This window comes from Acidobacteriota bacterium (assembly GCA_016196065.1).
GTDB lineage: Bacteria > Acidobacteriota > Terriglobia > Terriglobales > Acidobacteriaceae > Acidiflorens.
Genome location: JACPYL010000008.1, coordinates 141488 through 163228 on the forward strand (window position 1 = coordinate 141488; position 21741 = coordinate 163228).

The following is a 21741-nucleotide window of genomic DNA, read 5'->3' on the forward strand; positions in this document are numbered from 1 at the left end:
TTTGGCAAGACTTCGTCTAGTTCCGACGGGCAGGCGAGCTTCTGCACCGATGCCCACTCACTTGAGCATTGTTCCGCTGCGGGTTTGATACAACTTTCGATGTTCGAAGTCATCGCAGCCAGGATTCTGAGGTGCTTTGACGGCACGATGCCATTCGCGCAGTTCGGGCTCAGTCCCACGCACGTAACCCTTTTTTGCAGCCCCTAACACTCATTCATCGGCAAGGCGGGCTCTCGACATTAGTTCCGTACCGTTTGATGAGACGAAAATGAGAGGATGAGCTTTGTGGGGGTAGCAACGAATGCGAAGCCGTGCACTCCCGAACGTGCGACTGAGGCGGCAAAAAAAAGGGCCGCATCTCTGCGGCCCTTGATTTTGTTATCGAATCATCACTAACGACTGAAAAGATTAGCGTCTACCGCGACCGCCGCCTCCGCCGTGATGTCCACCGCCACCACCGCCGGGGCCACGCCTTCCGCGGTCACCACCACCGCCGGGACGACGACGGCGATTACGATCTCCGCCGCGATCGCCACCACGGCCGCCTTCTGGACGACCGGCAGGAGCGCCCGCTGGTGCGCCTTCGCCTTCGACACGGTTGAAGTTCGGTTCGTCGTCGGCATCGAAATCGGCTCCGCCTTCAATCACTGCGGTTGGTTCACCGTGCGACTGCGAGGCTGAGGGCACGAAGGATTGCTCTGAACCACCTCCCTGATCGTCAGGAGGAGGAGCTCCCCCCATCTTGGCGCGTTGCTCTTTCAGAATTGCTTTGCGCGACAACTTGATGCGATTGCCTTCGACGGCCAGGACTTTTACCAGGACCTGGTCGCCTTCCTTCAGCTCGTCTTTAATGTCTTTAATCCGGTGCTCGGCGACTTCACTGATGTGCAGCAGGCCGTCGGTGCCGGGGATGATTTCGACGAAGGCTCCGAACTCCGCCAGCCGCGTGACTTTGCCGAGATAGGTCCTCCCTACTTCGGCGGTTGCGGTCAGGTCGCGGATGATCTGGATCGCCTTGTTCGCCGCCGCTTCATCGTTCGACGCGATGTTGATCTTGCCAGTGTCTTCCACGTCGATCTTGACGCCGGTCTGCTCGATGATGCTGCGAATCATTTTGCCGCCCGGCCCAATCACGTCGCGAATCTTATCGACGGGAATCTGCAGGGTGTAAATTCTAGGCGCGTAGGCCGAAACCTTGGTGCGCGGTTCGGTGATGACTTCCGCCATCTTGTCGAGGATGTGCAGACGCCCGCGTTGCGCTTGCGACAACGCTTCGCGCATGATCTGCGAAGTGATGCCGGCGACTTTGATGTCCATCTGCAGAGCGGTGATGCCGTCGCGGGTGCCGGCAACTTTGAAATCCATGTCGCCGTAGTGATCTTCTGCGCCGGCAATGTCGGTGAGGATGGCGTACGCATCGCCTTCTTTCACCAGTCCCATGGCGACTCCAGCTACGGGAGCCTTCAAGGGAACACCTGCATCCATGAGGGAAACGGAAGCGCCGCAGACGGTTGCCATCGACGACGATCCGTTGGATTCCAGAATGTCGGAGACGACGCGCATCGCGTACGGCCACGTTTCGAGTGGAGGAAGCACTGCTGAAACTGCACGCTCAGCGAGCGCGCCGTGGCCAATTTCGCGACGCCCGGCGCCGCGCAGGAACTGAACTTCTCCAACCGAGAACGGCGGGAAGTTGTAGTGGAGCATGAAGCGCTTTTTGGATTCGCCTTCGAAACCTTCGAGGCGCTGCATGTCGTCGCTGGTACCGAGAGTCGTGGTGACCAGGGCCTGGGTTTCACCGCGGGTAAAAATCGCGCTGCCGTGGGTGCGGGGCAGGACGCCGGCTTCGATCCAGATTTCGCGGACCTGGTCGAACTGGCGGCCATCGGGACGGCGTTTGTTGTTGATCACCTGGTCGCGGAAGATGCGCTCGCGCAGGGACTCGTAATATTTTTCGAGTTTCTGTTTTGCCTTGGCTACGGTCTTGTCGTCGCCCTCGGGGAGCGCCGCGACCAGTTCTTTCTTAATGGTGCGAACCAGTTCGTAGCTTTCGAGTTTCGGGTGCTTCTCGGTGTCGAGCGCGTCAGAGAGGCGTGCACCGATCTTCTTTTCCAGTTCCTTGTAATAGGCCTCGTCGAACTCAGGCGGGGTGACGGCACGTTTCTTCTTGCCAGCTTTGGTGCGCAGGTCGTTGATGACTGCGCAGATTTTCTTGATCTCGGTATGGGCGAATTCGATCGCGTCGACGACGGTCTCTTCTTTCACTTCTTTCGCGCCGGACTCGATCATCACAATCGCTTCCGAGGTTCCAACGACCATGATGTTCAAGAGGCTGTCGCGCATCTCGGCGTAGGTGGGGTTGGCGATGAAGCGTCCTTCGACGAGTCCAACGCGGACGGCACCGATCGGGCCGAGGAACGGAATGTCGGACAAAGTCAGCGCGCACGAGGCAGCGTTGATGCCGATCACGTCAGGATCATTGTCGTTGTCGGCAGACAACACAAACGCGATGAGCTGTGTTTCGTTCTTGAAGCCGTCCGCAAACATGGGGCGGATCGGGCGATCAATCTGGCGGCTGGTGAGCACTTCGCGCTCACTCATACGGCCTTCGCGCTTGATAAAACCTCCCGGGATGCGTCCACCGGCGTAGGTGTATTCGCGGTAATCGACGGTCAGGGGGAAGAAATCGATGCCTTCGCGGGGCTCGGGATTGGCGACGGCGGTCGCGAGTACAACGTTTTCACCCATCCGCACAACGGCGGACCCGTGGGCTTGCTTGGCGAGTTTGCCGGTTTCAAAGGAAAGAGTTTTGCCGCCTGTGAGTTCGACGGAAACGATTGTAGGTTCGGGCTTCATAAGGTATGTCCTTTAGGGCAGGAGGCTAAGCGCGCGGCACAGAGTTCGCACGGGTAGGCGGATGCCAGTGGGTCGGGGTTGGGAAAGCGCACGCACTATCACTGAGGGCTCTTGTGAATCAAGGAACCGGCTCCCCACGGAGCCGGTCGCGCTTATTTGCGGATGCCGAGCTTCGAAATAACAACTTTGTAGCGTTCGGAGTCATACTTCTTCAAATAGTTCAGCAGACGACGACGCTTGCTGACCAGGATGAGAAGTCCGCGGCGCGAGCCGTGGTCTTTCTGGTGCGCTTTGAAATGCTCCGTCAACTGACCAATGCGCTCGCTCAACAGCGCGATTTGAACTTCCGGACTACCCGTATCGGTGGCGTGCGTGCGATAGGTGTCAATGACGGTCTGTTTTTGCTCTCTGGCTAGCACTAACCTGTTGCACTCCTGATTCTTTTCATTTCGTAACGTCTTCGAGGTTAACACGTTGCCGCGAGAAGTGGCAAGGGGCGGGAAAAGTGCTGCCGGCTTCGCTGGGGGCTTCGAAGTGCAACATTTGCAAAGGGCCACGGCCCGCACAGGATCTGAGCCTCACTTTGGAAGACGTCCATTCGTGTAGAGCGCGGGTGCGTTTAGGCATCCGTGACCGCGATTCCGCATCTATAGTGAGTGAATAATCTTATGAGCAACGACGCGGTAAACGGCGACAGCCTCGACGACCTTTGTAAAGACTGTGGACCCACGTTCACGGCCTTCCTGGAGCAGATGGCTGCCCACAATAAAGAGCAAAAAGAGCAGATGGAAGAACTCCAACCCAAAGTAGTGTGCCCGACCTGCGGCAAAGTTCACGCCTACAGTTTCCCGGGCGGATCGAAAGTGATCGAGTCGCCAGCTTCGTGATGCGATCGTCTTTGTAGATGCCCTAACCATTACAAATCTCTACTCACTTCTTCTGCAAGGTCAGACCTGCACCATCGTTCCTCGGTGAAATCACGGACGCCTCTGCCAGCTTCCGAGCCAATCAACGGAGGATTTATGACGATGGAACACCGCACGACCGTGTTTTATGTGGACGACAATCCAAAGTCGAGCCGGGTACTGACCGCCGTTCTGGAAGCATGCGGCTTCCGCGTGATCGCCATGCAGGATCCCGTCGAAGCAATGGAACTCTGCAAAAGAACATCGTTCGATCTCGCATTACTGGACTACGAAATGCCCGGCCTGACGGGATCGCAACTGGCGCAGGAAATCAAATTCATGGTCCCAGATGCCCCGGTAGTGTTGATCTCCGGATACGCGGCGCTGCCGGCGACCGAACTGGTGTTCGTCGACGCACATTTTGGGTTGGGAACGTCGTTGGACGATCTTTTGTGGACGATGCGGACACTGGCTGGAGTGATCGTGCCTCCGGGATCGATGCATCACGTGGTCGGGCAGCGAGCGGATTCCACGTAGCAGGAGCGCAAAACTCACGGCAACAGCAAAGGGCGGCCCAAGGGCCGCCCTTTTTAATGCCTTAATCGGAAACGCCTTACAGCATCTTTGCGCTTTCCACCTGGATGCTGTCGCCTTCCACTTTGCCGGTAACGGCAACATGGTGGCCTTCATGACCCTTCAGGGCATCGGGGTTCTTCACGGTCAGGACCTTCTGATCCTTGTCGGTGACAACGACCATGCTGGCTCCGCCTTCGAGGCATTTCTTGGTGCATTCCGCAGCGCCTTCATGCGCGCCTTTTACGCCGCACTTGGAATCGCTGATCCAGCCGTTGACGGTGCTCGAATCGCCGGCGAACGAAGCTGTTGCCAGCATCGAAACGAGCGCGAGCGCTGCTAGTACAAACAGAAATTTACGCATGCCATCCTCCTGAGATTCCTTGCGAGAGATTTGTACGCCCTAAGGGTTCCTTGAACTCTACCACAAGCCCATCCCCCATCGCACCGGGAAACCGGCCATGACCAACTTCTCATTTTCTAGCGCGTCCGACCGGCGGCTTCGGGGCTGGATCGGGGGCAACATAGACATATTCTCCGGGACGAGTGTAGTGGAGCTGTTCGCGCGCTTCCTTTTCGATCGCCCGGTGATCGGTCTTCATAGCTTTGATGCGGTCTACGTATTCATCGTTTTCTTTTTGCAGGCGTTCGACCTCAGTCTGTAACGTTACCCGTTCCGCGCGCTTCTGCTGGTACACGACAACGCCATTGGCTCCGAACATGGCATGAAGCAACAGGCCAACCGTAAGCAGCATCGCGGCCAAGGTACCTACCCGGCGCCATTCTGTCGCGATCCAGGTCCATACGGGACGAGTCTGTTCCACGCAGCGGGCGGCCATTTCTTCGGCTTTGGGACCCTGTTCTTCGATGACCGATCGCCATCCTTCGCCGGAGTACTGGCGTGGAAAGATGCGCTTTCGAGATTGCGGTCCTAGTCGAAGATCCATGATTTTGCTGCCGCGCTCAACTTCTCAATTCCGTCTTTACTGCGCGCTTCCGTATAGGCTCGAACCACGGGTTCCGTCCCGGAAAGGCGGTAGCAGACCCACGATCCATCGGCGAGCACGAGTTTGAGGCCGTCGGTGCGGACCACGCTTGCAACTTTGCTGCCGCAAAAGTCAGACGGATCTCGACGTAACTTCTCAGTAAACTTCGCTTTCACCTCGGGCGTCAAGCTGAAGTTCTCACGCAGAGGATAGAAGGAACCAACATCGACAAATAACTTTTCGAGTTGTTTACCCAGTGAGGCTCCTCGACGGGCGACCATCTCGCAGCAGAGCAGTCCGGCGAGGACTCCATCCTTTTCCGGAACGTGCTTGCGAATCGACAGGCCAGCGCTTTCTTCGCCTCCGATGACGATCTTGTCTTCTTTGATGAGTTCTCCGATGTATTTAAAGCCTACCGGTGTTTCGTAAAGCGGAATCTTGTGTTTCTCGGCGAGTGCGTTGACCAGGTTGGTGGTGGCAACGGACTTGCCAACACCGTTTCTCCAACCGCGGCTTTCGACGAGGTAATCGAAGAGCAGGGCGATGATGTAGTTCGGCTGCATGAAGGTGCCGTCCTCATCGACGATGCCGAAGCGGTCGGCGTCACCGTCGGTTGCAATACCGATGCCGGCGCTAATTTCGCGCATCTTGACGCGCAGGTCTTCCAGCAAGTGGTCGTCGGGTTCGGGGGCATGGCCTCCGAACAGGACATCGCGATAATCATGGACGGCTGCTACTTCGACACCGGACTCACGCAGGAGGGCATCGGAGTATCCGCGCGCGGCTCCCCACAGGGGATCGAAGGCAACCTTCAAGCCGGACTTCTTGATGACGTCGAAGTCGACGATCTCGTGGAGACGCGAGAGATACATGCGGCGCGGATCAATGGGCTGCGTCTCGGCACGGTTGCCTTTCGATGTCTCGGGATGAGCGTCGAAATCGGCGATGGCGGCTTCGATGGCTTTCGTGGCTTCCGGCAACGCAGGAGCGCCGTCGGAAGTGGAGAACTTGATGCCGTTATATTCCGGCGGATTGTGTGAGGCCGTGAAGTTGATCGCGCCGTCGGCCTTGGCCTGGGTCACGGCGTAGGAAATCGCGGGAGTGGGTGCAGCTTCGGCAATGACCAAGGGAGTGATCTGGTAGCTGGACAGGATCTCGGCGGCCATGGCGCAGAATGTTTCTCCAAGAAAGCGCGGGTCGCGGCCGACGATCACTTTGGGAGCCTTCGAGTTCTGCGCCACTACATAACGAGAAATTCCGTGGACGGCTCGGCGAACGTTTTCGAACGTGAATTCTTCCGCGACGATTGCCCGCCAGCCCGACGTACCAAACTTGATTTGCGTCGCCATGTTCGCCCCCGTATCCTGCGAGTGAAAATGTAACGCCTGATTTTATATGACTGACAAGAGAGTTGTGCTGACAACCTGCGGGTCTGCAGAAGAAGCGCGACGCATCGCGCAGCAATTGGTGGAACGGCGGCTGGCGGCGTGCGTCAACATCGTTCCACAGATCGAGTCGGTGTATCGCTGGAAGAACGAAGTGGAAAGCGCGAGCGAGTGGCTGTTGCTGATCAAGACAACCGCAGATGCATTCGACGCGTTGCGGGCAGCGATCAAGGAATTGCATTCCTATGACGTACCGGAATGCGTGGCGATCGCGGTTGAAGATGGGAGTGCGGCCTATCTGGAATGGATCGGGGAGTCGGTGGGTTAGCGTCGGCGCGAGGGCTAACCAGCGCCGGGGCTAAAGCCCCATTTCATATTTAGCTCACGCGGCCCTGAAGGGCCGCTCTTCCACGGTTGTGCCCACAGCAACACCAACAGGATGACGGCAAGGTGACGGTGCTACAAAAGAAAAACGGCGGCGAGATTGCGCTCGCCGTCATTTCGTTCTGATCCACGGAAAGACTATTTGCCTTTGCGATCGCGATGAAGGTAGCGGCGATCGTGACGGATATCATTCTTGTCGTGATGGATGTCGCGCTGATCGTGGCGAACATCTTTCACATCGGCATGACGGTCGGCGCGATCGTGACGGATGTCCCGCTTGTCGTGACGGGCATCGGCACGGTCCTTGGCAAGAGCAGCGGTATTGCCCGTGCGCTTGTCGCGAGCGATATCGGCGCGGTCGTGGTTCAAGTCGCGGCGGTCGTGGTTGATATCTTTCTGGTCATGACGAACATCGCGCACGTCCTGGTTACGATCTCGACGGTCTCCGCGCAGGTCGCGGCGATCGTGTCGCAGGTCTTTCTTGTCTTTGGCGACATCGGTCGCTGAACCCGTGCTGCTCTGACCAAAGGCCATCGCACCGGCCAACAAGATAAATCCAAAACTCAATACGCTTCGTCGCATTTGTCTCTCTCCTGAGGCTTCCCGCCTTCGTTTGCTTGAACACGGCGGGAATGGGAAAGTTTCGCCGACGAGCGACGAGCCGAGTAGATGCTGGCAGGACAACGACTATTACCTTGGTAACTCAGGCTTGCGGGTAAGTAAGCAGGCCCCGTGTTTTCAGGGGGTTCCTATCTGGGCTTACGCGCACGCAAATTCAGGCGAGTGTAATCGAGTGTCCATCCGAAACCATCGCCGGCGGTGCGGCGGGCAACTTCTTGAAGGAATTTCAACCGTAGCGTATCCGTGGGCAAGCGCTCCAGATGGCGGTGCAATACAAACGTGCGGAGATATTCTTGAAATTCTTCACTCGTGGACACGGTAACCGCGGCCGATTCGAGATTGGTGCGAATCCCTTCAAATCCGGCGGACTGCAAGCGCGACGCTGCGCTCTCGGCGTCATAGAAGAACCAGGGTTCAGCATAGCCCGCGAGCCACTGGGAAAATTCCACCGTCTCGGAGAGCGCTCGCACGTGTTTGCGCAATCGAGCGATGTTGGGACCTCCTCCGCATTGTGCGTGCAACCATCCACTGGGGCGGAGAGCGCCGAAGATGCCGCGAAACAGCGCATCGTGGTCCGCCACCCAATGAAATGAGGCGGTGCTGAAGATGCCGTCGAAGGCATCGTGAAAAGGCAGAGCAAGGAAGTCCGCGGCTACAAAACTGACGCGGTCACCGAACTGCGAAGTTAGATCGGCCTGCGCATGCTGGACCATGTTGCAGGAGAGATCGAGCCCGACGACTCTTCCGCGCGGGAGATTTTCCAGAAGAAGGCGAGTCAGTTTCCCCGTCCCGCAACCCGCATCGAGTACGCATTCATCGCCGCGCAGGTGCAAGTCGTTAAGGACGCGCTGTCCCCATTGAAATTGCGGCGTGGAGAGGCGATGGTATTCGGCGGCGTTCCATTCGCGGGATTTCGGTGGTTGCGACATGGATTGATTTGTAATCTGCAATTTGCAAATGAACGACAGCGTGTTTCGGATTCAAATTGCCAATCACAAATTACTGATCTGCTAGCTCTTTTTCGACCTAAATGGCGGCCAGCGCCTGCTCGAGATCAGCGAGGATGTCCTCGACGTCCTCGATGCCGACGGAGATACGCACAAGGCCGTCGGTAATGCCGATTTTGCGGCGGCCTTCTTCGCCGACTGCGGCGTGGGTCATCGTAGCGGGATGAGAGATTAACGTTTCGACACCGCCAAGAGACTCTGCCAGGGAGCAGACGCGGACTTTGCGCAGCATCTTGTTCGCGTTGTCGAGCGAGCCGGTTTCGAAGGCGATCATCGATCCGAAGCCGGACATCTGCTTCTTCGCTAATTCGTGCTGCGGATGATCCGACAGGCCAGGGTAGAAAACTTTCTTGACCTTCTTATGTTTGGAGAGGTAGTCGGCGACTTTGCGTCCATGGCTGTCGTGCTGCACCATGCGAGCGGCCAACGTTTTCACTCCACGCAGAATCAGCCAGCACTCGAAGGGAGACAGGATCGCTCCTGCAGCTTTTTGGAGGTACGCCAGTTTCTCGCCTTGTTCGGGCTTGGTGCATACGACGACTCCACCGAGTCCGTCGCTGTGGCCGTTGAGAAACTTTGTCGTCGAGTGGACAACCATATCGGCGCCGAGTTCGATTGGGCGCTGAAAGTACGGCGACATGAAGGTGTTGTCGACGACGACTTCGATTCCCCGTTGATGGGCGAGTTCGGCGATCGCGCGGAGGTCGCAGAGTTCCATCAGAGGATTGGTCGGGGTCTCGACGAAAATCAGTTTCGTGTTCTTTTGGAGTGAGCGCTCAACATTCTTTACATCGGAAGTATCGACGTACGTGAATGTCATGCCGAAGTTCACGAACACGTTATTAAAAAGCCGGGGCGTGCCGCCATAAAGATTGTGCCCGGCGACGACGTGGTCTCCGGACTTGAGCATGGTCATGATGGCGTTGATGGCCGCCATGCCGCTGGCAAATACCCGCGACGAGGTTCCTCCCTCGAGCGCGGCGAGATTGGTTTCGAGGCGGTCGCGTGTGGGATTCGAGACGCGGGCGTATTCGTATCCCTTGTGCTTGCCGATCTCCTCCTGCACGTAGGTCGAAGTGGGATAGATCGGAACGGAGACCGCGCCGGTCAATGGGTCGGGCTCTTGTCCAGTGTGGATGGCGGTGGTGGCGAAACCGGGCTGCTTTGTCAAAGGCACTCCTAGGATTTCAGCGCTTGGCGCTCAGTAACCTTAAGAAGCGGTGCGGGCTTAAGATTCTTCTATACTCCGCCCTCGAAGATTTTCTTCGATAAATATCGTTCCGCTGAGTCGGGGATCAAAGTTGCGACTCGCTTCCCTGCCCCGAGACGCTTGGCGATTTGCAGGGCGGCGAAGACGTTGGCGCCGGCGCTGGATCCGCCGAGGACGCCTTCACGGGCGGCGAGTTGTTTCACCATGCCGAAGGCTTGTTCGTCGTTCACCATCAGGACTTCGTCGCACACGGAAGCATCGAAATTCTTCGGAATAAAACTGGAACCAATGCCTTCGACTTTGTGCGGACCGGGCTGGCCCCCGCCGAGCACAGAGCCTTGCGTCTCAACCGCGATCGCCAGGACATTCGGCAGGCGCTCTTTCAAGAAGCGAGCTATGCCGGTAAAGGTGCCCGCTGTTCCGGAGCCGACGGTGACCGCGTCGATGCGTCCCTCCATCTGTTCGAAGATCTCGCGAGCGGTGGTCTGGTAGTGGTAGTCGGGGTTGGCGGGATTTTCGAACTGGGCCGCCATGAAGGCGGATGCGTCGGTGGCCTGCAGGTCTTTTGCGCGTTGGATGGCGCCTTGCATGCCCTCGGCTTCCGGAGTGCGAGTGACCTCTGCGCCGAGGGCCCGCATGATCAATACTTTTTCCTCCGAAAATTTTTCGGGGACGAACATGTGGACTTTATATCCGCGATTCACGCCGATCAGAGCCAAGCCGATCCCGGTGTTGCCCGCAGTGGCTTCAATGATCGTGCCGCCCGGGCGGAGTTTCCCTTCCCGTTCGGCCCGCTCGATCAAGCCGATGGCGGCGCGGTCCTTCACACTGCCGCCGGGATTCAGGTATTCCAATTTGACGAAGACGTCCGCCGAACCGGCGGGCACGAGCTTCTTCAACTGCAACATCGGGGTTTCGCCTACGAGTTTGGTGATGTCGTCGCTGACGCGCAGGCGCGGATTGGTAGTGGTCGGGGTCACACTACAGGGTAAGGAAGGAAAGGCGGAGCGTCAATGACCGCAATTTGTAATTTGGCAATTTCTAATCTGGAATGTGACGTGATGTCGTCAGTCCTTGCATTGCCCACCACAAAACCATCGAATCACAATTTTGTTTATTTCGCGCCAGAGGCGGCTTCGGTACCGGCGTAGTATCCCGTTTTTGTGCGGACTACCATTTTGCCGTAGCTGCGGGACTTGGCGTCGACTCTCACGGTGCGATATCCGCCTTGATTCTTGGGAGTGGTGGGTTTGTACCCAAGCGTGTACTGGTTACGGATATCGTGGGCAACGGAGCGGCTGATGGCATCGACCTCGTCGAGAGTCTTGGGGAAGAAGGCGATCCCGCCGGTTCGTTCAGCCATCACTTGCAGGGCACGCTTCGCGCGTTTGGGATGCTCTTCGTCACCCAGAATTCCGATCGCATAGACGGTCGGACCGTTTTCCTCCTGCAGGCGCCGGACAGCTTGTTCCAGCGACTGGCCACTCGCTGTATCTTCTCCATCAGTCACAACGAAGATCACTTTTTTCTCGCGTTTGGCTTGTTTCAGCCAATCGGCGGAAGCAACGACTGCATCATAGAGGGCGGTTCCTCCTCGGGCCTCAATTTTTTCCAGGGCCTCCTTGAGCTTCTTGATGTCAGACGTGAAGTCCTGATCGTTGTAGAACTCGTCGTTGAAGTTGACGATAAATACTTCGTCATCGGGATTGCTGGCTCGCACAAGGTTCAAAGCGGCAGCGTTGACCTTCTGGCGCTTTTCGCGCATGGAGCCGGAATTGTCGACGACGATCCCAATGGAGACGGGAATGTCTTCGTGGCGGAACGAAGTGATGGTCTGGGGATGGCCATCTTCGAGTACCGAGAAAGAATTCTTGTCGAGATTCGTGACGAAGCGCTGCTTGTCATCGAACACCACGGCGTGCAGCACAACTTCCTCCACACTCTTCTTAAAAACAAACGCGCCACTGTCGCCCGGATCGGCAGCCTTCGGCGGATTCTGAGACTGCGTGGTGGCCGGTTGCGCAACCTGGTCCTTGAGCGGCGCTGCGGGGGCAGTCGATCCAGGGACGGCAGAGGATGCGGGGGCCTGCGGGGCGGGAGGCGCGGAATTAGACTGCGCCAGGAAGTAAGGGGCTAATCCCACAAGCAGTACTACAAGAATGAGTCGGCTATTCCGTCGGCGCATAGTAACCCGTTTTCGCGTAAACCCGGAGCGGCGGCAATCCCTTCGGCGGAAGTAGCTTCACTTTTATCTTACGCCATTTGCCATCGCGTACTGGATTCTTTGGACGGTATCCGAGCAGGTATTGGTTGCGCAACTCGATACCTATTTTCGTGGATACGTCCGCGAGGTCATTCGGGTTATCAATCGTAAATGCCCGTCCACCTGTCAGTTCCGTAATATCGCTGAGCAAGGTTGGGCCAAGCCGTTCTTCGTCGGTCGGGAAGAAATGATCGTAGATGCCGACGGCGTAAATCAGAACATCGGCTTCTTTGACGGTTGAGCGGATTTCGCCTTCGGTGTAGCGGCTGTGGTTGTCGCCGCCGTCGGAAATGATCAACATCGCTTTCTTGGGATAGCGGGCCTGCCGCATCTTGCTAACGCCGAGATAGATGGCATCAAGCAAAGCAGTGCGCCCCTTGGGAACGGTGTACACGAGCTTGCCCTGGATGTCTTCGACCGAGGTCGTGAAATCGGAAATTTCTTCGGGCTTGTCCGCGAAAGTGACCATGAAAAATTCATCCTGCGGATTCGCGGTCTTGAAGAACTCGATGACGGCTTCGCGGGCGCGCTCGATCTTGCTGCTCATGCTACCGCTCATGTCGAAGATCACGCCGAGGGAAACCGGGGCGTCTTCGCTGGAGAAGGTCTTGATTTCCTGCTGCTCTTTGCCTTCGAACAGGTTGAAGTTCTCGCGATCGAGGCCGGTGACCAGGCGATTCATTGGGTCCGTGATGGTCACAGGTACGAGCACCATTTCCACGTTCACGCTGAGAGGCTTGGAGTGACTCTTCAGTGCAGGATCAACATCGGGCTCTTTCGGAGTGGCCGGAGGACGAGGCTGGATGTGTACGTCTTCGGTGGAATTTTGCGCAAAGCACTGGAGAGCGCTGAAGGTCGTGACAACCAGGACCGCTGCCCATACTGACCGAAACAGCAACTTCTCGATGTACAACATAGGCCCCACACATGACAGAAAAGTGCGAGTCAGCGTTGAGGGTAACGACCCGCATTCCAGGAGGCGGGCCATAGAAGCCTCGTATGAATCGGATACTAGCACAGTCCTGAAGGGGTGATCGGAGTTTTTAATACATGTCCCAAAAATCATATTTACCTGGCGACGTGGATCCGCGATGCGCCTTAATCCGGCGCGGGTAGCGGAGTTTCGAGCGTCACCAGCATTATTTGTCAGCATACTTCTGCCACCCCAGTTGTCGGCGGCCGCGTTTCCCCGGCATAGAGAGACGAGGCAAGCCTCGTCTGTACGACATCACTGGAGACTCCGCTCGCGCACGGGCGGGAGGATCGCCTGCTACAATTTTGCTCATTCATGGCGATCATTTCTCCATTTCGAGCCTGGCGTTACGACCCCGGCAAGGTTCCGGTCGATCGATGCGTAACGCAGCCGTACGACAAAATCACCCCTGAGATGCAGGAGCGCTACTACGCGGCCAATCCGTCAAACCTGGTGCGCATCATCTTCGGTCAGCGGCATCCGGGGGATAGTCCGTCAGACAACGTCTATAGCCGCGCCACCGCCAGTTTTCGTGACTGGCGCCAAAACGGGGTATTGCGGCAAGACCCACAGCCGTCGGTGTACCGCTACACCCAGAAATTCACCGCTCCTGGTAGTAAGACGACAGCGGAGCGGGAAGGTTACATCGCTCTTGGCCAGATGGAGGATTATTCGGCTGGGGTCGTGTTCCGGCATGAGTTAACCCACTCGGGGCCAAAGGCGGATCGGCTGGACCTCCTGCGAGCTACCCGCACTCATTTCGAGCAGATCTTCTTGCTGTATGCGGATTCCGGTGGGATTGAAGCGCAACTGCGGTCTGATGCGTCGCCGGATATAGAGGTCACGGACGAGTATGGCGTGTCACATCGGGTATGGAAGATCTCCGATCCGGCGTTAATTGCCGATTTGCAGACGCGGATGCGCGAGCAAAAATTGATCATCGCGGACGGCCATCATCGTTATGAAACGGCTCTGGCCTATCGCGATCAGCGGCGGGCGGCAGGCGGCGCGGGGCCCGCGCCCTACGACTCGATGATGATGACGTTCTTCAACATGAATAGTCCGGGGCTGGTGATTCTGCCGACCCATCGAGTGGTGCATGGGTTGCCTTCCTTCTCTGCCGATCAATTGCAGGCGGGCGCGCGAGACTTCTTCAAGGTGGAGGAAGTTGGCAGGGAGATCGATGGAGTGCAGGCGGCCAAGCTGTTGCATGAAGCCGGGCGCGCTTCTTGTGCGCTGATTGTAGCCACGGCGGATCGCGTTTTACTGATGCATTCTCCCCGGGCGATCGGCACCAACCGGTTTGCCGGACTGTCGCTGCGTCAGCAGGCGCTCGATGTGGTGCAACTGCATAAGTGTCTGCTGGAAGGCGTCCTGAAGATTTCGGAGGAGTCGATCCGGAAACTGGAGAATATTTCCTATCATCGCGAGGCGGGAGATGCGCTGGCGCAAGTGCGCAGCGGAGCAGCACAAGCAGCATTCCTGATGAATCCAGTGCGCATGGAGCAGGTGAGGGATATCGCGTTTGCGGGCGAGGTGCTGCCGCAGAAGTCGACGGACTTTTATCCGAAGCTGTTGAGCGGGCTGACGATTTACGGGATGGAGTGACCCGGCGATTTCCTCGGCGGCTGAAGCCGCACTCCATGTAGGTTGGTTTTCGCAGCGGTAAACCGCTGCACCAACCAAAAGCGAGCTCATCCGGCGTCTTATTTTCTTTCCTTTCCTCGCGCGCCGTGGGAAATATCTGGCGTACTTTGGCCGCCGCGGGTTAGCGTTGAGTACACGTGACCTTCGCCTCTTCGAATTCCGCACATAAGATGTTGGCTGCAGCGCTGGCCGCGCTTGTGTTTCTCGGGGCGACTCCAGGTTCCGAAGAAAAACGGCTGAGCATCTACTCCTCCGTTGCCAACTACACTCTGCCGGTTACGGACCGTATGGGGCACGAGTATGTCGGATTGCTGGAAATTCTGGAGCCGCTGGGACGCATCAGTGCGCGGGTGGAAGGCCAGCATTGGAAGATGCGGTTCAACGACACTGACTGTGACTTTGTCGCGGGCAGGACACACGCCAGAGTCCGCGGCCGCGATGTCGATTTAAGCAGCGTGTTCCTGATTGAGAATTCGCGCGGATTGGTGCCGGTCAGTTCGCTCAGCACCTTGCTGCCGCGTTTCCTCGGAAACACCGTCAACTTTCATGAAATGGCACGGCGCTTGTTTATTGGTGACGTCGCCACGCAAGTCAGCGCGCAAGTGGACGCGAGCAATCCATCACGGCTGGTCCTGACCTTTTCTGCTCCGGTAAATCCGACGATATCGACCGAACCGGGAAAATTGCGGATGGTCTTTGCGCGTGAACCGCTGGTACCGCCCGGCAGCATGTCGCTCACTTTTGAGAATACGACGATTACGCAAGCTAATTTTTCTGAATTCAATGGAATGGCCGATCTGACGCTGACGGCGAGCGTCCCGTTGATGGCAAGTTTCAGCAACAACGGACGCACGATCACGGTGGCGGCCGCTTCGTCAGGGGCTTCGTCGGGCGGGACCGCGACATCCGGAGGATCGGTGACTACCAGTGGGGGGCAGGCAGAGAGCGGAAATCCGGCGAACGGTGTGACACCTGGCGCGACAGTTTCGCCGCCGAATGTTTCTATTCGACGAATTCTAGCGATCGTTGATCCGGCGCATGGAGGGACGGAGCGGGGCGCCGCTCTAACCGATTCGCTGGCGGAAAAAAATGTCACGCTGGGGTTTGCGCGGCTGCTGCGCCATGAACTGGAGCGGCAGGGCTTCGCGGTCGTCATGTTGCGCGAGGGAGATGACTCCCTGACTCTGGATCAGCGGGCAGGAATAGCGAATGCCGCTCACGGAGGAATTTACATCAGCTTGCACGCGGCGTCCGAAGGGAGCGGCCAGAGGGTGTACACGGCGCTCCTTCCAGTTGCTGGACAGGATAAAGGGCCATTCCATGCGTGGAATGCGGCGCAGGGTCCGGCACTGACGGTGAGCCGTATGGCGGCCTCGGCGATTGTCGGCGAGATGCAGAAGGATCAACTGCCGGCGCGAGGATATGCGGCGTCGCTTCGTCCGCTCAATAATCTTGCGATGCCGGCGGTCGCGGTTGAACTGGCGCCCGGACCGAACGGCGTGGCTGATCTGCCTTCGGCGAACTATCAGCAAAAAGTCGCGGCCGCGATCGCGGATGGAATCTTCTCGATGCGGGACCGGTTGGGAGCGCAGCCATGATTCCTCGCCACCTTACTCTTGGCGTCGCGGTGATGCTGGTGATCGTGCTGTCGATGGGCATCTACTTGCGCCAAATGAGTCGGAGAGCAGCCGAGACGCAGCGCCTGGCGGTCGATTCTCGTCCCGTCGCTGCGCCCGCCTCAGGCCCCACGGAAACCGTGACTCTGTATGTTGCGGATGACGCGACGGGCGCGCTGCATGCGCAGGCGGCGCAAATTCCGCTGCCGGGGGGACGCCAGCAACGCGCGGAAGAATTGCTGCGGGCCCTGCTGCGTATTTATCAGCAAACGGATTCGCCGCACCCACTGTCCCCCGCAGGCGACGTCCGCAGTATTTTTCTAGTGGATCCCGGTGTGGCGGTGATTGATCTCAATGCGGCTTTTGCCGATCAGCACCGGTCGAGCATCCTCGGAGAGCAGCTGACCGTCAACTCGCTGGTGCAAACGCTGGCGGCCAATGTTCCGGGGATTAACCGAGTGCGAATCCTGGTGGATGGAAACACTCGAGAAACGCTGGCCGGCCACGCAGATCTGGGTGATTTTTTCGATGTGAGTACGGTGGGGCAAGTGGTAGCGCAGGGCGGACAGTAAAAACCAACGGGATGGTTGCGACGGAGAATTGGCATACCATCGCCACCCGGTTCATTGGCTTGTCGTGCGTTGTGTTGTGGTTGCCTTATTAATGTGATCTCCGTCACTAAAGACGAATTGCCTGATGGCCGATAATTGAGAAGTGGATTTCCATTTTGCAGGCCGTAAGAAACGCCAACCGAAAGAGGAGGGACCTCCCGAACTGGAGGCGCTTGGAATTCCTTTCGTCAATAGCACAGACCCCATGTGGGTTTATGACGTTCAGACGCTCCGGTTTCTCGAAGTAAACGATGCTACCGTGCGAGCGTATGGTTATTCACGCCGCGAGTTCATGACCATGACCCTGATCGACATCCGCCCCACTGAAGACATCAAGCCCTTTCTGCGCGACTGGGAACATCCTCACGAGAGCACTGCGGAAAAGTGGAGACATGTCGGGAAGGATGGCAAAGCGTTCCCGGTCCTAATTACGAGTTGGGAGCTGACCTTCCAGGGAAGGAAGGCAGAACTTATTTTGGCCAGGCGCGACGTACCTACTCCGGCGCGTGTGGCTGAAAGCGAGACGACAAAAACCTATCCGCCTCAGCAGAAGAGCAAGAGCGCTACCACGAATCCCTAAGTTATTCGCTGAATTCTGTTCACTGCACGGTCCAGCACTTCCGCCAGAGCGTCGCCGAAATCCGTATTGCGATCCTGCTGCAAACGGCGTTTCGCTTTCTCGACCGAAAACCAGGTGGGATTGCGACCCGCTTCCTGCGGAGGGTCGAGCCACAGCACTTCGCAGAGATGGACATTGACGGTCGTGGGGATTGCGGAAGAGTCGGAGCCCTTTTGCGGCCGGACGTACTGGGTAAAGGACCTTTCTTCCATGCGGCCGTGGACGCCGGCTTCCTCGAACGCTTCGAGGGCGGCGGCTTGGGCGTGGGTTAGTCCAGGTTCGGCGCTGCCTTTGGGGAAAATCCAACGGCCACCACTGGTTTGGACTAGTAGGAATTCGATCTCGTTCCTGCGGACACGATAGCAGACGGAGGCTACCTGCTCTGATCCTCGGAGCTGCTGCAGGTGTTCCAGCCGAAAAAACCGCCTTGACGGTTTGATGGACCTCCCCAAGACGCCCGGCAAGCGGGATTCGCCAGCACTCATGGACAGTAGAGTGCCTGATTGGATAGGTCTGTGGCTAGAACCCAGTGTGGTTCAGGGTGTTGAGGTTACGAGGCCTTCGCTTGCTTCATCAGCTGCAGGCGGGCGCGATTTTCTTCGCGTCTCTGGTTAAACGACACAACCGTCCGACCCAGGGCCGCGAGCTGGCCCAGTTCCTTCTGGATATTCTGCAGCCGTTCATGGCGCTGGCCGTGCGCGATCTGCTCCACAGTACGGCTACCCTTTTGGCGCCTATACTGCTCATTCTGCTCGTGAATTTCGGCGATTTCCGCTCGTAAACTCACGATCTTTTCCTGGAGAACTCCGAGATGATCCATAGGGCTAGGATATACCAACTTTTCAAGAAATGGTCAGAAGATGCTCAAAGTAAGCAATATCAAGGCTTATGGGCGGTCACATTGGCGGCTTGGCCTGGTTTGACCTTGGCTGCACGCAGCTGTTCGCTGCTGAAAACCGCTCCACAAGTGCTGCAACGCCACCCTGTCATAGGGGTTCGGGCCGCATTGGCAACGCCGATCCGGGTTGGGTTGAACGATAAACCCAGTTCCCCACCGCAATCCAGACACAGACGTTTGGCCAGAATCCCTCTCTTCCTGGGTGAAAGCGCCAGGGCAGAAGTTGCATATCTCCCGCCCCAGGCGGTTTGCCCAGGGCGGGGACTAAGTTCAGCTTACAGGAGCTGAACGTTTTCGGCTTGCAGACCTTTCGGTCCTTTGGTCACGTCGAACTGTACGGCTGCGCCTTCCTGAAGGCTCTTGAAGCCGGACGACTGGATCGCGGAGAAATGGACGAATACGTCCTCTCCACTGTTACGGCTCAGAAAGCCGTATCCCTTCGCATCGTTAAACCACTTCACTGTTCCTTGTTCCATTTGGGTAATACCTTGTTTCTGTTGAAATTTCCTGCTGAGAACGATTGCTTGCTACTGTGAGGTGGCGACGCGGATTAGAACTGCGGGTCCAGCCCAAAATGGGGCAAATCAAACTTAGCCTGATAGTGATCAGATGCGGGGGTTGGGGCAGGGACTCATTTATTTTTCGCCACTCTTCTGCCCTCTCATCTTAGGCCTGTCATCCCGAGCAGCGCGAGGGACCTGCATTTGGGAGAGGAAAGAAGAACTGCAGATCCCTCGCTCCGCTCGGAATGACAGAACCTATTCAACAAACCTCTAACAAGAGTTGTCCCGGAGGGACAGTCGACAATAGCCCGGCGTTTCAACGCCGGGTGAGATTGCGTCAGGGGCGAACGCGTTGATCGACCTGCGCTACAAAAACCTGGCAGTCCCCGCCAAAGTCGACTTTCTTGCAGACGGTGAAGTAAACGGTTCGGCCGTCTGGCGACCAGCGGGGTTCGGTGGCTCGGCCTTCGGTGTTGGCGAGGAGGCGGGGTTCCGTCCCGTCGGCATTCATGATGAATATCTGGTAATTGGCGTTGCGGTTCGATCCAAAGGCAATGCGCTTGCCATCGGGAGACCATGCGGGCCACCCGTCAAATGCGGGATGATTGCTCAGGTTGTGCGGATCTGACCCATCACCGTTGGCGACGAATACTTCCGAATTCATCTCGCCGAGCATGCGCCGGAAAACGATCTTCTGCCCGTCGGTTGACCATGAAGGATAGGTGTTCGTTCCGCCTGAGATGAGCGTCGTCACTTGTTTCGTCTTGAGGTCAATGCTGAAAATCTCGGAAGCGTTCTTGGCAGGCGGCTTCAGGTCGTCATCGGAGCAGTAGATGATCTTGCTGCCATCGGCTGACCAACTTGGATGAATGTATTCATGCTTGTCATCCGTGATGCGCTCCTCGCCGGTGCCGTCGGAATTGATGGTGTAGATGACGGAGTGCTTGGTCTTGTCGCCAGCGTACGCGATCTTGCGGCCGTCGGGAGACCACGCCGGAGTGTCGTGATTGGCTGGGTCATGCGTGATCTGTACCTGGCCGGTGCCGTCGGGATTCATGATGAAGAGCTGGTAGACGCCGGCAATGCTGATCTCAAACACAATCTTCCTTCCGTCGGGTGAGGGGAATGGTTCTCCGGTATCGACGTGCGTGAGTTGATATCCAAGTGTCATCGCTCCGCGCTGCGCCAGGCAAAGCAGAGGGAGAAACACCAGCAGGAGAACGATGGCGATTTGACGTGGAAGGCGATGGAACCGACGAACGACGATATCCATGCAGGTTGGACGGAAAAGTGACGGAAATGTGAGTTGGGAATCCTTCTTCGCACTTGCGCCGCGGAACGCATCCAGCCAGTATTTCTGGTGGTAGAAATTCGCTGATCGAGGGAATCCTTGGATATCCAGCACTGTTTACGCTGCAGCCGCGAACTCCCGGCAGGACATAAGTACGCAGCGGTCTATATGTTCTCGCAGACCGTCGGTATCAAGCCGCGGCAGAAGTCGTCGGCGCAGCGGATTTGTTTCTGTCCGCAATGCTCGGTGTCTCTAGCGATGGGACCTCCTCCGGAAGGCGCGCTCAATCTGGCGGCGTGGCAGATGATTCGCGATTTGGTAGGCGCGGATCCGGCATTGACGGAAGCAGCCTGGGAAAATTTGAGTGGCGTCGCGGGATTATTGCCGGGGAGCGTATTGCCGGCGACCGGCACGGATGGCGCTCGTCGGGCATCGGGCGGGTATTTCGAGTTTTAGATGCCCTCGGGCAGAAGCCCCAATTCCTTCTCAAGTCCTCTTGGCACGGCTGCACCAGACGCGCTTTCCACACAGAGTCGCTGGCGTCCATCATTTAGAATCTCCGCGATGATCTTTCGCAGCGATAACCGCACTCCTGACCAGATTCGTCCTGTCGTCATCACTCCTGATTTCATTTCCACAGCCGAAGGTTCGGCGCTCATTGAAATTGGCAACACGCGCGTGATCTGCACGGCTTCAGTAGAAGAGACAGTGCCATCTTTCTTGCGCAACTCGGGTAAGGGATGGATTTCCAGTGAATATGGCATGTTGCCGCGCGCCACATTGACACGCACCGCGCGTGAGGCCGCGAAAGGGCGGGCCAGTGGACGCACGCACGAGATCCAGCGCCTGATTGGACGTTCCCTGCGCGCGGTGGTGGATCTGAAACGGCTGGGCGAACGCACCATCTGGATTGATTGCGACGTGATCCAGGCGGATGGCGGCACGCGTACTGCTTCGATCTCGGGGGCATTTGTGGCGCTCGGCCTCGCCCTGCAAAGACTTGTCGAAGCGGGGACACTGACTTCGGCCCCGATCCGGGATTATGTTGCGGCCATCAGCGTGGGGATTGTCGACGGCGAAGTTTTACTGGATCTTGCCTATGAAGAAGACTCACGCGCTGATGTCGATATGAACGTGGTAATGACGGCCGGGAACAAGATTGTCGAGTTGCAGGCGACCGCCGAGCATCAGGTTTTCGACGACGCGCAGCTGGCGAAGATGATGTCGCTGGCACGGCAAGGGATCCAGTCATTGATCGCGAAACAGCAGGCTCTGCTGGGGAAATTGACGCTGCGGCAGTAGAGTGAGGAAGTAGCCGACCGATCATCGCGGCTGCAAAATCAGCGGCAACAGTTTCACCCGGACGCCGCAACGGCGCTACTTTTGCCTTCGG

General features: G+C 57.5%; 24 protein-coding genes. 10 read left to right on the plus strand and 14 right to left on the minus strand.

Translation table 11 applies throughout. The features are described 5' to 3' along the window. Nucleotides 1-408: 408 nt before the first annotated feature. Complete coding sequence (gene pnp, locus HY010_01730; GenBank protein MBI3474423.1) at nt 409-2856, minus strand: polyribonucleotide nucleotidyltransferase; 2448 nt, start codon at nt 2854-2856, stop codon at nt 409-411. Between the two features lie 152 nt (nt 2857-3008). Then, nucleotides 3009-3275 (minus strand): 30S ribosomal protein S15, encoded by a 267-nt coding sequence (gene rpsO, locus HY010_01735; GenBank protein MBI3474424.1) that lies wholly within the window; start codon nt 3273-3275, stop codon nt 3009-3011. A 249-nt stretch (nt 3276-3524) separates the two neighbouring features. On the opposite strand from rpsO, the gene HY010_01740 reads away from it, so the two are divergent. Together HY010_01740 and HY010_01745 are read left to right on the plus strand one after the other, a co-directional pair. Next, on the plus strand, nt 3525-3743 hold the full coding sequence (locus tag HY010_01740) for a hypothetical protein (protein ID MBI3474425.1): 219 nt from the start codon (nt 3525-3527) through the stop codon (nt 3741-3743). 135 nt (nt 3744-3878) lie between these two features. Beyond that, on the plus strand, nt 3879-4298 hold the full coding sequence (locus HY010_01745; protein ID MBI3474426.1) for a response regulator: 420 nt from the start codon (nt 3879-3881) through the stop codon (nt 4296-4298). A 76-nt stretch (nt 4299-4374) separates the two neighbouring features. Here HY010_01745 and HY010_01750 read toward each other — a convergent pair whose 3' ends face one another. The 3 genes from HY010_01750 to HY010_01760 all read right to left on the minus strand — a co-directional run bounded on the left by HY010_01750 (nt 4375) and on the right by HY010_01760 (nt 6669). Beyond that, on the minus strand, nt 4375-4698 hold the full coding sequence (locus HY010_01750; GenBank protein ID MBI3474427.1) for a hypothetical protein: 324 nt from the start codon (nt 4696-4698) through the stop codon (nt 4375-4377). Between the two features lie 109 nt (nt 4699-4807). After that, nucleotides 4808-5281: a septum formation initiator family protein gene (locus tag HY010_01755; GenBank protein ID MBI3474428.1), complete on the minus strand. Its 474-nt coding sequence runs from the start codon at nt 5279-5281 to the stop codon at nt 4808-4810. After that, nucleotides 5266-6669: a phosphoglucomutase/phosphomannomutase family protein gene (locus HY010_01760; GenBank protein ID MBI3474429.1), complete on the minus strand. Its 1404-nt coding sequence runs from the start codon at nt 6667-6669 to the stop codon at nt 5266-5268. Before HY010_01760 ends, HY010_01755 begins: the two co-directional genes overlap by 16 nt. Before the next feature lie 46 nt (nt 6670-6715). Here HY010_01760 and HY010_01765 point away from each other — a divergent pair, with 46 nt between their 5' ends. Then, nucleotides 6716-7033, plus strand: a complete 318-nt coding sequence (locus tag HY010_01765; GenBank protein MBI3474430.1) for a divalent-cation tolerance protein CutA — start codon at nt 6716-6718, stop codon at nt 7031-7033. 194 nt (nt 7034-7227) lie between these two features. Here the strand turns inward: HY010_01765 and HY010_01770 are convergent, their stop codons facing one another. The 6 genes from HY010_01770 to HY010_01795 form a co-directional block, all read right to left on the minus strand. Then, nucleotides 7228-7671: a hypothetical protein gene (locus HY010_01770; GenBank protein MBI3474431.1), complete on the minus strand. Its 444-nt coding sequence runs from the start codon at nt 7669-7671 to the stop codon at nt 7228-7230. A 167-nt stretch (nt 7672-7838) separates the two neighbouring features. After that, nucleotides 7839-8639, minus strand: a complete 801-nt coding sequence (locus HY010_01775) for a class I SAM-dependent methyltransferase (GenBank protein MBI3474432.1) — start codon at nt 8637-8639, stop codon at nt 7839-7841. Nucleotides 8640-8736: 97 nt separating this feature from the next. Next, nucleotides 8737-9888 (minus strand): PLP-dependent transferase, encoded by a 1152-nt coding sequence (locus HY010_01780; GenBank protein ID MBI3474433.1) that lies wholly within the window; start codon nt 9886-9888, stop codon nt 8737-8739. Nucleotides 9889-9956: 68 nt separating this feature from the next. Beyond that, nucleotides 9957-10880 (minus strand): cysteine synthase A, encoded by a 924-nt coding sequence (gene cysK / locus HY010_01785; GenBank protein MBI3474434.1) that lies wholly within the window; start codon nt 10878-10880, stop codon nt 9957-9959. A 161-nt stretch (nt 10881-11041) separates the two neighbouring features. Beyond that, nucleotides 11042-12112, minus strand: coding sequence for a VWA domain-containing protein (locus HY010_01790; GenBank protein ID MBI3474435.1), 1071 nt, complete (start codon nt 12110-12112; stop codon nt 11042-11044). Continuing rightward, on the minus strand, nt 12096-13106 hold the full coding sequence (locus HY010_01795) for a VWA domain-containing protein (GenBank protein ID MBI3474436.1): 1011 nt from the start codon (nt 13104-13106) through the stop codon (nt 12096-12098). The genes HY010_01790 and HY010_01795 overlap by 17 nt, the downstream gene beginning before the upstream one ends. 372 nt (nt 13107-13478) lie before the next feature. Between HY010_01795 and HY010_01800 the strand changes: the two genes are divergently transcribed. From HY010_01800 to HY010_01815, 4 genes are all read left to right on the plus strand, one after another. Beyond that, nucleotides 13479-14771 (plus strand): DUF1015 domain-containing protein, encoded by a 1293-nt coding sequence (locus HY010_01800; protein ID MBI3474437.1) that lies wholly within the window; start codon nt 13479-13481, stop codon nt 14769-14771. Between the two features lie 176 nt (nt 14772-14947). Next, nucleotides 14948-16408: an N-acetylmuramoyl-L-alanine amidase gene (locus tag HY010_01805; GenBank protein MBI3474438.1), complete on the plus strand. Its 1461-nt coding sequence runs from the start codon at nt 14948-14950 to the stop codon at nt 16406-16408. Continuing rightward, nucleotides 16405-16998, plus strand: coding sequence for a GerMN domain-containing protein (locus HY010_01810; GenBank protein ID MBI3474439.1), 594 nt, complete (start codon nt 16405-16407; stop codon nt 16996-16998). The genes HY010_01805 and HY010_01810 overlap by 4 nt, the downstream gene beginning before the upstream one ends. A 244-nt stretch (nt 16999-17242) precedes the next feature. After that, nucleotides 17243-17617 (plus strand): PAS domain-containing protein, encoded by a 375-nt coding sequence (locus tag HY010_01815; GenBank protein MBI3474440.1) that lies wholly within the window; start codon nt 17243-17245, stop codon nt 17615-17617. Here the strand turns inward: HY010_01815 and HY010_01820 are convergent. Beyond that, on the minus strand, nt 17614-18141 hold the full coding sequence (locus HY010_01820) for an NUDIX domain-containing protein (GenBank protein ID MBI3474441.1): 528 nt from the start codon (nt 18139-18141) through the stop codon (nt 17614-17616). The two genes, HY010_01815 and HY010_01820, sit on opposite strands and share 4 nt — an antisense overlap. Nucleotides 18142-18221: 80 nt before the next feature. Here HY010_01820 and HY010_01825 point away from each other — a divergent pair, with 80 nt between their 5' ends. Beyond that, nucleotides 18222-18437 carry a hypothetical protein gene (locus tag HY010_01825; protein ID MBI3474442.1) on the plus strand — a complete coding sequence of 72 codons (216 nt, stop codon included), beginning with the start codon at nt 18222-18224 and terminating at the stop codon, nt 18435-18437. 392 nt (nt 18438-18829) lie between these two features. Here the strand turns inward: HY010_01825 and HY010_01830 are convergent, their stop codons facing one another. Then, nucleotides 18830-19030 (minus strand): cold-shock protein, encoded by a 201-nt coding sequence (locus HY010_01830; protein MBI3474443.1) that lies wholly within the window; start codon nt 19028-19030, stop codon nt 18830-18832. A gap of 364 nt (nt 19031-19394) precedes the next feature. Beyond that, nucleotides 19395-20462: a PD40 domain-containing protein gene (locus tag HY010_01835; protein MBI3474444.1), complete on the minus strand. Its 1068-nt coding sequence runs from the start codon at nt 20460-20462 to the stop codon at nt 19395-19397. Between HY010_01835 and HY010_01840 the strand changes: the two genes are divergently transcribed. Beyond that, nucleotides 20448-20804: a hypothetical protein gene (locus HY010_01840; protein ID MBI3474445.1), complete on the plus strand. Its 357-nt coding sequence runs from the start codon at nt 20448-20450 to the stop codon at nt 20802-20804. The genes HY010_01835 and HY010_01840 overlap by 15 nt on opposite strands. A gap of 108 nt (nt 20805-20912) precedes the next feature. Next, complete coding sequence (gene rph / locus HY010_01845) at nt 20913-21650, plus strand: ribonuclease PH (protein ID MBI3474446.1); 738 nt, start codon at nt 20913-20915, stop codon at nt 21648-21650. Nucleotides 21651-21741 lie beyond the last annotated feature (91 nt).

Coding starts and splice junctions, on each gene's coding strand:
- pnp (MBI3474423.1), bottom strand. CDS start 2,856: ATGAAGCCCGAACCTACAATCGTTTCCGTCGAACTCACAGGCGGCAAA.
- HY010_01740 (MBI3474425.1), top strand. CDS start 3,525: ATGAGCAACGACGCGGTAAACGGCGACAGCCTCGACGACCTTTGTAAA.
- HY010_01745 (MBI3474426.1), top strand. CDS start 3,879: ATGACGATGGAACACCGCACGACCGTGTTTTATGTGGACGACAATCCA.
- HY010_01750 (MBI3474427.1), bottom strand. CDS start 4,698: ATGCGTAAATTTCTGTTTGTACTAGCAGCGCTCGCGCTCGTTTCGATG.
- HY010_01755 (MBI3474428.1), bottom strand. CDS start 5,281: ATGGATCTTCGACTAGGACCGCAATCTCGAAAGCGCATCTTTCCACGC.
- HY010_01760 (MBI3474429.1), bottom strand. CDS start 6,669: ATGGCGACGCAAATCAAGTTTGGTACGTCGGGCTGGCGGGCAATCGTC.
- HY010_01765 (MBI3474430.1), top strand. CDS start 6,716: ATGACTGACAAGAGAGTTGTGCTGACAACCTGCGGGTCTGCAGAAGAA.
- HY010_01770 (MBI3474431.1), bottom strand. CDS start 7,671: ATGCGACGAAGCGTATTGAGTTTTGGATTTATCTTGTTGGCCGGTGCG.
- HY010_01775 (MBI3474432.1), bottom strand. CDS start 8,639: ATGTCGCAACCACCGAAATCCCGCGAATGGAACGCCGCCGAATACCAT.
- HY010_01790 (MBI3474435.1), bottom strand. CDS start 12,112: ATGCGCCGACGGAATAGCCGACTCATTCTTGTAGTACTGCTTGTGGGA.
- HY010_01795 (MBI3474436.1), bottom strand. CDS start 13,106: ATGTTGTACATCGAGAAGTTGCTGTTTCGGTCAGTATGGGCAGCGGTC.
- HY010_01800 (MBI3474437.1), top strand. CDS start 13,479: ATGGCGATCATTTCTCCATTTCGAGCCTGGCGTTACGACCCCGGCAAG.
- HY010_01810 (MBI3474439.1), top strand. CDS start 16,405: ATGATTCCTCGCCACCTTACTCTTGGCGTCGCGGTGATGCTGGTGATC.
- HY010_01815 (MBI3474440.1), top strand. CDS start 17,243: ATGTGGGTTTATGACGTTCAGACGCTCCGGTTTCTCGAAGTAAACGAT.
- HY010_01820 (MBI3474441.1), bottom strand. CDS start 18,141: ATGAGTGCTGGCGAATCCCGCTTGCCGGGCGTCTTGGGGAGGTCCATC.
- HY010_01830 (MBI3474443.1), bottom strand. CDS start 19,030: ATGGAACAAGGAACAGTGAAGTGGTTTAACGATGCGAAGGGATACGGC.
- rph (MBI3474446.1), top strand. CDS start 20,913: ATGATCTTTCGCAGCGATAACCGCACTCCTGACCAGATTCGTCCTGTC.